Genomic DNA, 11,917 nt, shown 5'->3' on the forward strand with positions numbered 1-11,917 from the left:
CTGGCTGTTCAGGGTAACGCAATAAACGGCCGCTTTGGGCTCAATGCAGACGTTCACTCAATTCCGCTCAATGACTGCAATGCGGACAAAGCGGTCGCTTGGTAAACAAGCTTAATTCCGTGAAGGACCTACGCTCTTCAAGTCCTCCCAATCAAAACCGGTCATCCCTTCCTTGCCACCGTTTCCCTGTTCACAAGAGTCGATTGAACTTCTATCGGACGCGGGCGTTCATGATTGACAACCCAGCGCGCAATGCCTTCTGCTGCCTGCCTTCCCATTTGCTGCACCGGCAGATGTACCGTCGTCAGTCGTGGATAGGTTTCTGCGGCGGCGGGGAGGTCTTGGATGCCCATTACGGAGAGGTCTTCGGGAACGGATATGCCCGCGCGGATCAATTCATTCAGCGCACCGAACGCCATGACATCGGAAAGGCAAAGTAGGGCATCGCAATCTGCCCCTTGGTCCAGCAAATTTCGAACAGCTTGCGCGCCTCCGGCAACGGAAAGCTCAGTCTCCTCGGCACGCCGTATCTGTCCGCCCTGCAATTTGGTGATTGCCTCGAGGCGTGCCTGAGTCCGGTCGTTGGATTCAGTCGGCCCATGGATGACTACGATGTCTTCGTGACCGCATGAAGTGAGATGCTGGTACGCCAAGGCTGCTGCCTTATGGTTATCGTAGCCGATTGTCGGCAAGCGGTACCCTTTGTCGAAACAGGAAATGACCACCGCCGGCACATATCTGCGATCCAGCATCTGGTATAGCACGTCGGTGTGAGATTTTCCTGTCAGCACCAAGCCTTCCACGCCGTTGTCCAGTAGCTCCTTCGCCTTGCGGGCTTCCTTCTCCGGGTCTTCGTCGGTTGTCGCGACAACGAGCAAAAACCCAAGTTCGACCAACCGGTTCTCCATGGCATTCAATGTGATCGCGAAGATGTCGTTGTCCAAGGTCGGAACAAGAGCTCCAAGGATTTGTGTGCGTCCGGAATTGATTGCGCGCGCCGCAGCGCTGCGAACGAAACCCAGTTTTTCAATCGTCTGTTGCACGCGCCTTCGTGTCTCTTCCTGTACTAGGGCGGGGCTGTTGAGAACGCGTGAGACGGTTGCCACCGAAACACCGGCTTCGCGCGCAACATCGCGTAGATTCGCTCGTTTCTTTGGCCTGGGCGGTTGAGACATACGGCGACAGTAAGATGGTTCTGTAACTAGTTACAAGAAAATGTTGACTCGATGTACTTTTCGTAATGAAACTAGTTACACTAAGATTGAAGGGGCGCAGGGTGCAACAGACACCGGTTCTCAGAGAGTTCAGCAATATTGGGTTCGACGGCGCGCGCCGCCGCTTCCCCGGCTTCTCATCGCTCGCGTCCCTGCATTCGCACTCTCTGTTTCCACGCGATGCCTGCCGATTTGACCTAAAGGCCGGGGACCTGCTGTCTCTTGAAACACCCTTGAGCAGGCAAGGTGCCACCCTGCTTGTCTTTGATGCGACGGGTCAAGTTAAGCCCGCCGCGCTTGGGTTAACGCAGAATGGGCTTGTGAACCTCGACGCATTCGATCACCGCGCGCTGCTCGGCTGGTATGCTGGCCTCGGCGGTGAGTCTCTTGCAGATGCGGCAGTTACTCACTTGGATTTTGACGATTTGCTGGTCTTCAGCGCCAAGGCAGACTGCATTGTCTGGGTGATGCGCGAATTGCCGATTGAAACGCTGGTTTATGGTGCGTTGGCCGGGCAGATCACAGTGACCAAAACGGTCGCCGCGCCTGCAATCGATGACCTTCTGCCGCCGCCCCTCGGTGAGATCCGGGACGAGTTCACCGTGAGCCGAGGAACCGCCACCGCGTATGAAGTCGCCAAAGGCGAAACCGTTCAGATCATCGACGTTGAAGGCCAGCAATGTTCGGACTTCACCGCTTTGCGGGTAGACACTCTTTACAAGGGTATCGAGCGGGAGATCGACAGTACTGCAACAAGAACCATGGTGCGAGGGGCGTATCCCGGCCCCGGTCTTCTGGACAAGTTTTTCGACCGCGATCTTAACCCAATGATGCGGGTCGTTCAGGATACCTGTGGCCGACACGATGCGTTTGGCATGGCCTGTACTGCGCGCGGATATGAAGAACGCGGCTTTCCCGGTCATTTGAATTGTTCCGACAACATCTCCCACGCAGTTGCGCCCTATGACATTGGCAAGCGGGCCGCCTGGCCTGCGATCAACTTTTTCTGGAACACCTGGGTCGATCATCATTCCCACCAGCTGCTGACCGAGGAAAGCCATTCCCGCGCTGGAGATTACGTGGTGCTGCAAGCGTTGCGGCCGCTAATCTGTGCCTCGACAGCCTGTCCCGACGACCTTGACCCGATCAATGGGTGGAACCCCACCGACGTGCATGTGCGCATCTACAAGAAAGACGCACCGATCCGTCGTGCCGTGGCCTATCGCGAGAAGGAAAACGCGCCGATGTCGATCAGCCAACAGAGCGCCTTTGAGCCGGAAACGTCTAAGCTGACCAAGCATTTTGCACCGGTTCGGGATCTTTGGAGCCCTGTAAGTTTCCCGTCCACTGGTACAATCGGGGAGTATTGGGCCTGTCGCGAGGGTGTCACCGTTCAGGACATGTCTGGCCTGCGGAAATACGATGTCATTGGTCCTGACGCGGAACGATTGTTGCAAAAGGCAACGACCCGCGATGTATCAAGGCTGGCCGTTTGGCGCGGCAGCTATACCTTGATGTGTGACGAGGCAGGGCAGGTCATTGATGACGGTACGCTGTTTCGACTTGGGCCAGAACAGTTTCGCTGGTGCTGCGGGACTGAAGAAAGCGGACGCCAGTTGGACGCCATTGCCAAACGTGAAGAGCTACAGGTTCGGATTCATGGCATGGGGAATGTCTTACCAAACCTTGCAATCCAAGGACCGAAGTCCCGCGATGTGATGCGGGAGCTGGCGTTCACACAACCGACCGTTCCTTCCGTGGATGACCTCAAGTGGTTCGGCGTCACCGTTGCGCGGGTTAAGGACCGCGATGGCATTCCCTTCATGCTCTCACGTTCCGGATACACTGGCGAGCTTGGGTACGAGGTTTTCTGCGCAAAGGAGCACGCGCCGGGTCTGTGGCGTGCGATCCTGGAGGCGGGCGAAGAGTTTGGCATTACGCCAATGGGGTCCGCAGCGCTCGAGATCCTGCGCGTAGAGGCCGGGCTGGCGGCGGCGAATTCTGAGTTTGCGCCCGGTACAGACGCTTTTGAAGCGGGTCTGGGCTTTGCTGTCAATTTGAAAAAGGCCAGTTTTATCGGCCATGCGGCCCTGTCCCGCAATGCAGACAATCCGCGCAAGGTGCTACGAGGTCTGTGGTTTGAAGGCGATGACCTTCCTTCCCATGGCGCACAGGTTTTCTCAGGCGAGCGCCCAGTGGGTCAGGTAACGTCTGCAGTGCGCTCGCCCATGTATGAGCGAGCTATCGCCATGGCGCGCCTGTCGGTGGAGTTTTCTGCGACTGACACGCCTTTGGAAGTTGGTCAGCTGGACGGTCACATGAAGCGTCTGCCCGCAGTTGTTCGCGACATTCCATTTTACGACCCCAAAAGAGAGAAGGCGCGCGCATGAGTGATGCAGTTGTCGAAATTGACGGCGTCTGGAAGATCTTCGGCGATCGTGCTGACGAAGCTATGGTTGCAATTCGTGCTGAGGGCATCGGCAAGGCCGAAGTGCTAGAACGCTTTCAGGCCGTGGTCGGGGTCAAGGATGCAAGCTTCAAGGTCGCCGAAGGCGAGGTTTTCTGTCTCATGGGGCTTTCGGGGTCCGGCAAATCCACTTTGGTAAGGCACATCAATCGCCTGATTGAACCCACCGCTGGATCGGTCCGCATTCTCGGCGAGGATATCGGCAAAATGCGTCAGGATGCTCTGCGCGCATTGCGCGGCACCAAGATTGGCATGGTGTTTCAGAACATGGCGCTGCTGCCACACCGCTCTGTGCGGGACAATATCGGCTTTGCTCTGGAGCTGCGCGGGATGGATGCCTACCATCGCGCCCAGCTTGCGGATCAGGCGTTGGAAACCGTGTCATTGCATGGCTATGGCGACCGACTACCATCTGAACTGTCCGGCGGCATGCAGCAAAGGGTCGGCCTTGCCCGCGCGCTCGCAGCCGATCCTGAGATCCTTCTGATGGATGAGCCGTTCTCGGCGCTCGATCCGCTTATTCGCCGCAATCTGCAGGACGAGTTTTTGGGTCTGTCCGAAAATCTCAAAAAGACCACGGTTTTCATCACTCATGACTTGGATGAGGCAATCCGCATGGGGGACCGCATCGGTATCATGAAGGATGGCGAAATCGTCCAAATCGGAACGGCAGAAGACATCGTAACTGCCCCCGTAGACGACTATGTTGCTGATTTTGTTGCTGGAATATCTCGCCTCAAATTGGTTTCCGCCGCCAAGATCATGGTGTCTCCCGAAGAATATCAGGCTAGGCGCAAGCCGATTGACATGGCTATGGAGCATCCAGAAGCAGTACCTGAGGACGACCTTGATACGCTGGTAGAACTGAGCACGCATTCGGACCTGCCCGTCCTCATCAAGGCGGAAGGCGCGCTTGTCGGTGTAGTCGACAAAAACACGCTGTTGCACGGACTTCAGGGGAGCGCGGACGAATGAGCACGCAGGCGAAAACCGGCGCTGAACAACGCAACATCGAACAGCGCGACGTTTCCATCGAAGCGTTCTGCGTTACAAAGGCCGACTACTACGCCCCCATATTCGAGCTTCACCAAAGGGGACAATTGCCACGCTGGCACATGAACATATGGGCTGTGATTGCCCCTTGGCTCTGGTCCGCGTGGCGTGGTGTATGGCTGATGTTCTGGATCTCGTTGGCTATCGACATAATTGCGGTCGTCTGCCTGATGCAGGTAGTGAAGTTCACACCTTTGCTGGCAGAGGCCCAGCTTGATACGGATGCGAACACGACGCTGATCCCGCGATACACGAACTGGATCAATACCTACGGCACAATCGGGTGGACCATTCTGATCCTTGGGCGCCTATGGATGGGGAGTCAGGCCAACCGATGGTACTATGGCCAGTACAACCGTTGGCGCATTGAACCTTCCGTCGCCCAGGGCGTTTCGTCTAAGCGGCTCGGTCTCGGCGTGCTTATTATCCTGATCTGCAGCCCGATTACGACGTATCGAGCGACGCAGCTGCGTCTAGATGAACGGGCGTGTTTCAATCAGGTCAGGGCCACGGAAAGTGTGGAGAGCCTTCTGGCGCTGTATCAAGTGCCGGATGTTGCCACCCTCAGTTCCGCCGTACGCGAGGATGCCGCCGCAGCGCAGGCACGGTTTGATCAACTAGACGCAATCTCGGATCGCACAGCTGAACAAAACACCGCCCGCAGCGCTGCCCGTAGCGAGGCGCGAGAGCTTGGACGCAGTTCCGATTTAGTCGAAGAGTTTCTGGCGATTTCAAAGCGGGATCGTTTCGATTGCTTCTTCATCGACGACTTCCCGACATTGGCCCGCCTCGATCCGCCAGAAGATGTGACTTACCGCCGTGTCACAGATGAGGATGGGAACACCGAAGTCGTGGCGCAGGTCAAACCGCCGGTCGAGGGACGAAAAGTCACACTCTTCACCTATTCTGCAGAGAGCATCGACATTTCCATTAACTGGCTGCGCGCGTCTTTTGCCGGGGCTTTTGACGCGATGACCAATGTGCTTCGTCAATCGCTGATTCGCGTTGAGGTGGCATTCATGCAGACACCCTGGCCGGTGGTTGCCTTCCTTTTCTTGGTGCTGAGCTGGACCTACACAGGCATGGGAACTACCGCCTTCGTCGCGTCTTCTCTAGCATTTCTTGCCCTGTTCGAGCTTTGGCAGATTGCGATGCAAACCATGGCTCTGGTGGTCGTCTCTACTGCTGTCTGTGTATTCGTCGGACTTCCTATCGGGATATGGATGGCCAAGAACAAAGCAGCCCGGTTCATCACTGAACCAATTCTAGACGTGATGCAGACCATCCCCTCACTCAGCTATCTGGTCCCGGCGGTCGCGTTCTTTGGCATTTCACAGCCACCTGCAGTCCTGGCAACCGTAGTGTTCGCCATGCCGCCAATGATCAAACTCACGGCGCTAGGCATTCGGCAAGTTCCCGAAAGCACCAAGGAAGCGGCCCTCGCGTTCGGTGCGTCCGAACGGCAGCTCTTGCGCAAAGTGGAGTTGCCTATGGCTGTTCCTTCAATCATGGCAGGCCTGAACCAAACCATCATGCTTGCTCTTTCGATGGCCACAATTTCCGCCTTCATCGGCGCCGAGGGCCTTGGCGCCATAGTCACAGCCGCGCTTGGCGATGCCCAAGCTGGTAAAGGCCTTCTGGCGGGGATCGCGATCGCTTTGGTTGCGATGATGATCGACCGTATCCTTCGCGGAATCCGCAACTCCTTCAGCCGCATCTAAACCGACTACAAAAATCAGGGAGAACGACCAATGAACACCTCTAGAACATCAATAGCCCTAGCAGCGTTTCTGGCTGCAGGCAGTGCAACCGCTCAGGAAAAAGTGACCTTCTCCGACCTGAGCTGGAACGGCGCGCAGGCCATCGGCCATGTGCTCTCTACCATCATCGAGGACCAGATGGGCGGCGACGCGGAAATAGTTTCCGGCATGAACCAAGCCGCCGTGATCATGGCCGGGATGGACAAGGGCGACGGCTCGATCGATGTGTTTACCGATCTGTGGATGCCGAACCAGCAGGCGCTCTGGGACGAGTACATCGAAGGTAACGGCACAGTCGTGACCAACTCGCCCTACAAAGGCACCTCCAACATTTATGTGCCTACCTATATGACCGACACGGTCAAAAGCATTGAAGACCTGAAAAACCCCGAAGTTGCCGCCATGTTTGATACTGACGGCAACGGCAAAGGCGAGTATTGGGCTGGCGATGTAACCTGGGCATCAACCAAGCGATGGCAGATCAAGTTCAAATCCTACGGGCTAGATGGTCTCTGGGAGCCGAACATTGTCTCCGCAGATACCTTCAAGGCGGGACTGGAAGCGGCCTATACAGCCGAGAAACCTCAGCTGTTCTACTATTGGACGCCAGAAGCCATTCACGTGAAATACGACCTGACGGCTGTTGAAGAACCGGCGCGGACAGATGGTTGTGAAGACGTCAATCTGGACGCCGAAGACTGGCTGGAAGTGTCCGAGTTTAACTGCGTGATCGCCTCCAATGACATCTACGTAGCCTATTCAAAGTCCCTCGAAGAGCGGAACCCGGCGGTCGCGAAAATGCTGTCGAACGTTCAGTTCACCGGTGATGAGATCAACGGCTGGATTGTCGAAATGTTCGAAAACAAACGCGACCCGCGTGAAGTTGCCGAAGACTGGATCGCCGACAACAAGGACACGGTACAGTCCTGGATCGACGGGTGATCGACTCCGCAGAAATGCACACGATTCAGGCTGCAGATACTGTGGCCTGAGTTTTCTTTGGTCCATTTTTCTTGCTTGGTTGTTCGATGGTTTTTGGAATTTTTGGCTCCGCTAGCTGATCTATTCCAAGCTGCGGGTGTGCTTTTGGATTACTGGTTAGGTGGCGTCCGGTAGTCGCCTAACAGAGATTTTTCCGTATGACTGCTCTGGGCTCGATGCGGTCATCTGACTGTTTAGGTCGGATGTCCGTTTGCCAGCGCGAAGCGGACGATAATGCATAAGTGCAATAGTCTCTACACTTGTCACGCGACTAAGAAGAACCTGAGCAAGTATGTGAATTGCGCCTATGCGGTACTGTAGAGCAGAGACTGCAAACATCGTTGGTATCCTGCTCCCGCAACCAACGTCGGAAAACCACAACACAGACCCCTCGATCTACAATTGATCCGCAAAATCAATCACCCCACGGTCAAACGGGTAAATCCCATGACGAAAGCTGAGCGGCGTGATAGCGGAGCTTAAACGACCGGATATCGCGCAGGGTCTATACCGTGACGTTTGCAGACAACATCAATGTAGCTTCCTTCAGGCGGCAACCCACCGTAATGCGCCCTCATATTGCTTCTGGTTTCGCCCTGGAAATGATGGAACCGAACCCAGTCGGGTTCGTAGTCGTCTAAACCACGTTCGGGATCCAAAAAACCGCGGCGCGGAAAATACAAATGCCAGTGCTGGCCGCGACTGATCTCGCCGGTCGCGCTCAGGGCCCAGCGGGTGACACTGGGGCCGGTTGTCGTCCAGGGAAGGTCATACAGCGTGAATCGATCGCCTGCCTGGTATCGGTCAACCAGTTTCTGTGTGCGTTCCGGCCCGAGCCAAAACGGAAATGGCACATCAGATTCCAAGAAGTTGATGATAAGTTTCAGGGCCAGTGAGCCCTTTGGAAGACGCAGAACGCAGTTGTTCATCGAGTTGTTCCGCCTAATCAGGCCGAACAGGTAATCGGACTTCAGGTGCAGGGGATTTACGCAATAGATGTCCAGATCGACCCAGACGTAATCGGTTTTTTGCATCAGATAGATTCGGAACACATCCGAATACACCGCGGCGCGTTTGCGTGACGCATCAAGCTGGTCGGTTTTGCCCACGCCATATATTTCGCGGGCGTCATGGACGATGACACCGTCCGGGACATCAATGTCCAAATCCAGAACATAGAGATGATACGTGTAGCCATGGTCGAGAAAGGACTGAATACAGACACGCTCCACGCAAGAGAGCGGTTGTCCGTACCAAAAACTCGCCACCTCAAAATCCAAAACATCATTCCCTATGCTACGGCTCAATACAGTGTCTCTACCTAAGCGGTTTAGAGGTCGTCAACGACCGGATGATGCTTCTCAACGGATGTGTTTTAATCTCCACATTTCGATTGGTTTTGCGTTGATTTCCCTGAGTGAGTCCCAGTGGAACTGAACGATTACATAACGGAGGCAGCGGGTTTCGCCAAAGCGGTGGTTGAAAGACAATCTGAGGATAGAAATTGAAACCTAGCGTTTGGAGCGATCCGGACCGGCCATTGCGGGGCGGGAACAGCGTTCATTTGGTCCGAAGGCGCGAATGTCTTGAATGGGGCGACGGTGTTTTGCCTTTGTGCCGCATAATTGACACAACTATTTGCGAACACAACTCATCACAACTTTAAAGATTTAAAGAACTCTTACTTTGCGGAAGCGAACATTGATCATCGCCTTTTGCTTAGCATTGGGTGCCTTAATCGCAAGTGGCCTGATCACGGCTGGCCTCTCTCCCTATTTGTTGCTCGCCGTTGGGGTATTACTGCTGGTTTTTAGTCGGCGAGTCGGGCGGGCAATGGTCCGGTTCGCAGCCTGGTTTCTGGAGGTTGTCCTTTTGAAGCCGTGGCCGGGCCAACATCTGAGCTTGAGAGTGTTTGGACGGCTTATGAGTATAGCTCGGTACGATTCACGACCGAAACAGACCCCCACTCCAGTGACCCGACAAAAGCGCAACTATTCAGTTGAGGAAGCGAAGGAATACTTTCAAGAGCATTCAATTGACTGCGCTTTCCTCGCCCTAGTGGAACCTTTTGATAAAGAAATACATGCCAAATTTGGCGGACTGCCGAGATTGCCAACAAATGCCGAGTGGCCACTCTCGGACATGGAGGTACCTCTGCACTTTCTAGTTTCGATAGACTGTTCGGGCCTAACGCGGCTGGACAGCAACAGCCAACTACCGTCAACGGGTTTCCTGCATTTCTTTGCGGGATGCGGCGAGGACGAACTTTTGGAAGGCGGAGCGGTTTTGTATTCTGAAGCCGAAGGCGAAGAGCGAGCGCCGCCAGATGATCTACCCCCAATCAACAAATACATCCGGAAGTCCTGCTCGTTGGTCGAATACCAAGAAGATCGCATTTTCCCTTATTGTCCTGCCCGGTTTGTTGTTGCGCCAAGGCTGCCAGATGATCCGAATGTCGTCGGATACGAAAACCTGGATTTGCTTTATGAAGCAAAGAAAGTGCAGCGTGAGGTGCAAAAATGCCTGATAAAAAGACCGGTCGAGCTCTCTGGCATTCGCGCTTTGGTCCCATCTGACGGCCCGATGTTACACCCCGAAGCCTTCGGTGGCAGGTTTCCATGGTCCAACCGGATCGCATTGCACTTGATTGCACGAATTGTGAGGAACAAACGTGGACATGCCAGAGGTATTCAACCTTTCAGCAAGAAGCCAAGTGATCTGGAGGCACTAAAAAGACGCCTCATTGTCATGAAGCGCGCAAGAGAGCACCGGATCAATCACCCAGAAGAGCAGGCACGAAATTTCAGTATAGAACGACGAACCGCAAAATTGCTCGTTGGCTGCGATCGATTACGTCGAGAACTGGAGGGGATGCCCGCAGACGCCATGCTGTCGGCACCACAGATCGATGCCTTTTATGAAATCCTTCTAAGCCTTACTCCGACACCGGAAGATACCGAAGCCAATCGAAATTCCCTTGTCAAATCCATGTTTGATGTTCTTCGCCACTTAAAAAACGCAATGGTTGACGACCCTGAACTCTTGATGGATGCGCCTGAGACGTTCCGACGGGATTTTCGGCCCGAATTGGTAAGTCTCTCCTATTTTGACCATTTCGTGGGCGGACCCAAGGATCACTCGGCTAACCCTACGCCGGGTGAAGGCGTCAAACTCCTGCAGATCGACAGCGATAACTCGTTGGGGTTCTCGTTTGGCGATGGTTTTTTTGAGTTTTGGATACCAGAAGAAGCATTGGCCGTTGGTGACTACGATCAAGTTGAAATGTACCTATCAGCCACTTGAAGGCCGTCGTAAAACTTGGACAGGTCAGTCGAATAGCAAGTGCGTCGCAAGGTTTTCTGGTCAGGGTGCGTTGTTCAGCCCTAAAGGCGCTTGGTTTTGAGGTGCGGGAGGGACGCTCACGCGTTGAGGGCGAGGGTCACGCGGTATACGTCTATGACCACGACAACTATATGTTTGAGTTGCATAGCTGCGAAACTGGAAGGTGAGCCCGTAAGTTTAAATTTGTGCACCGTGCGTCATTGCCCGAAGTGCGGACAATGCAGCCGTTGATTTAACAATACAATTGGTAATCTAACGATCTGGTCGCAGCGTTCTCTGAGAAAGCCGCTACCGAACCTTCTTCACATTTTCGGTTGTGCTTTTGATCCCATCAGGTGTCTCATCGATGTGTAATGTGATCATTGGATCTTAGCCGTGTTCGACGCTTCGACATACCTCGCGATAACATCGATTGCAGTCATTGGCACTGTTCACGTCTTCTGCGTGTCTTTTTACCGGAGGTTCCCCGCCCTAGCAGGCTGGCTTTCTGATTTTTCATCTGGGATCGGACTTGGCTATGCTTTCCTTTTCTTACTGCCAAAAATCGGTGAATTGTCGGCCGATTTGGCTGCAAATGGGAAATGGGAAAACTCGCTGTTCGGTTATTCGCTCCTAGGATTTCTCATTTACTACCTGCTGGAAGCCAGTCGCGACACGGGGGCCGATAACAGGTTGTCGCTTGGCTTGGACACAGTGGCACTTGGAACCTATAACTGCTTGCTTGCCATTACCGTCATGCAAACGACGGGAACATCACCTGAGCTGTACGCTGTTGGAACGTTGGCCTATTCATTGCATTTGTTTGGAGTGAATATTTACCTCTACAAAACCCAGCCCAGGCACATGTCTGGATGGCTACGCGCATACTTTGTCGCGTCGCTTGCAGTCGGCATATTGATCGGTCTCAACGCGGACAAAAGCAGCATGATCTTTTCAGTTGCGACTGGGTTAACAGGGGGCGTGATCATAGCCCTGTCTCTTCGGGTCAAACTGCCCAGCCTTTCGGCAGTGAATACAAAAGCTCTGTTGATTGGTGTGGTGTTTGCTGCGGTCGCAGTCGAGGTCACCCGGTACTAACCCGACGACACTGTTAAGTCTTT

The 11,917-nt window shown here is 54.4% G+C and carries 8 protein-coding genes; 6 read left to right on the plus strand and 2 right to left on the minus strand.

The window, feature by feature from the left end; all coding sequences use genetic code 11:
- Nucleotides 1-161: 161 nt before the first annotated feature.
- Entirely contained in the window at nucleotides 162-1,175 is a 1,014-nt protein-coding gene (locus tag ACXADZ_RS01545; protein WP_475192221.1) for a LacI family DNA-binding transcriptional regulator, read from the minus strand.
- Between the two features lie 101 nt (nucleotides 1,176-1,276).
- On the opposite strand from ACXADZ_RS01545, the gene ACXADZ_RS01550 reads away from it, so the two are divergent.
- The 4 genes from ACXADZ_RS01550 to ACXADZ_RS01565 are packed head-to-tail and all read left to right on the plus strand — an operon-like array spanning nucleotide 1,277 to nucleotide 7,436.
- Nucleotides 1,277-3,604: a DUF1989 domain-containing protein gene (locus tag ACXADZ_RS01550; RefSeq protein WP_475192223.1), complete on the plus strand. Its 2,328-nt coding sequence runs from the start codon at nucleotides 1,277-1,279 to the stop codon at nucleotides 3,602-3,604.
- Nucleotides 3,601-4,656 carry a quaternary amine ABC transporter ATP-binding protein gene (locus ACXADZ_RS01555; protein WP_475192225.1) on the plus strand — a complete coding sequence of 352 codons (1,056 nt, stop codon included), beginning with the start codon at nucleotides 3,601-3,603 and terminating at the stop codon, nucleotides 4,654-4,656. The genes ACXADZ_RS01550 and ACXADZ_RS01555 overlap by 4 nt, the downstream gene beginning before the upstream one ends.
- Nucleotides 4,653-6,455, plus strand: a complete 1,803-nt coding sequence (locus ACXADZ_RS01560) for an ABC transporter permease (protein ID WP_475192227.1) — start codon at nucleotides 4,653-4,655, stop codon at nucleotides 6,453-6,455. Before ACXADZ_RS01555 ends, ACXADZ_RS01560 begins: the two co-directional genes overlap by 4 nt.
- A 30-nt stretch (nucleotides 6,456-6,485) precedes the next feature.
- On the plus strand, nucleotides 6,486-7,436 hold the full coding sequence (locus ACXADZ_RS01565; protein WP_475192229.1) for an ABC transporter substrate-binding protein: 951 nt from the start codon (nucleotides 6,486-6,488) through the stop codon (nucleotides 7,434-7,436).
- A 518-nt stretch (nucleotides 7,437-7,954) separates the two neighbouring features.
- On the opposite strand, the gene ACXADZ_RS01570 is transcribed toward ACXADZ_RS01565, so the two are convergent.
- Nucleotides 7,955-8,782 (minus strand): hypothetical protein, encoded by an 828-nt coding sequence (locus ACXADZ_RS01570; protein ID WP_475192231.1) that lies wholly within the window; start codon nucleotides 8,780-8,782, stop codon nucleotides 7,955-7,957.
- A 394-nt stretch (nucleotides 8,783-9,176) separates the two neighbouring features.
- On the opposite strand from ACXADZ_RS01570, the gene ACXADZ_RS01575 reads away from it, so the two are divergent.
- Both ACXADZ_RS01575 and ACXADZ_RS01580 read left to right on the plus strand, forming a co-directional pair.
- Complete coding sequence (locus tag ACXADZ_RS01575; protein ID WP_475192232.1) at nucleotides 9,177-10,778, plus strand: DUF1963 domain-containing protein; 1,602 nt, start codon at nucleotides 9,177-9,179, stop codon at nucleotides 10,776-10,778.
- A gap of 414 nt (nucleotides 10,779-11,192) precedes the next feature.
- Nucleotides 11,193-11,894: a hypothetical protein gene (locus ACXADZ_RS01580; RefSeq protein ID WP_475192234.1), complete on the plus strand. Its 702-nt coding sequence runs from the start codon at nucleotides 11,193-11,195 to the stop codon at nucleotides 11,892-11,894.
- The last annotated feature ends 23 nt before the right edge of the window (nucleotides 11,895-11,917 follow it).

It is taken from the genome of Ruegeria sp. ABM4_193 (assembly GCF_056158705.1).

Excerpts from the sequence above, each read along its gene's own strand:
- ACXADZ_RS01545 (WP_475192221.1), bottom strand. The coding sequence starts at position 1,175 with ATGTCTCAACCGCCCAGGCCAAAGAAACGAGCGAATCTACGCGATGTT.
- ACXADZ_RS01555 (WP_475192225.1), top strand. The coding sequence starts at position 3,601 with ATGAGTGATGCAGTTGTCGAAATTGACGGCGTCTGGAAGATCTTCGGC.
- ACXADZ_RS01560 (WP_475192227.1), top strand. The coding sequence starts at position 4,653 with ATGAGCACGCAGGCGAAAACCGGCGCTGAACAACGCAACATCGAACAG.
- ACXADZ_RS01565 (WP_475192229.1), top strand. The coding sequence starts at position 6,486 with ATGAACACCTCTAGAACATCAATAGCCCTAGCAGCGTTTCTGGCTGCA.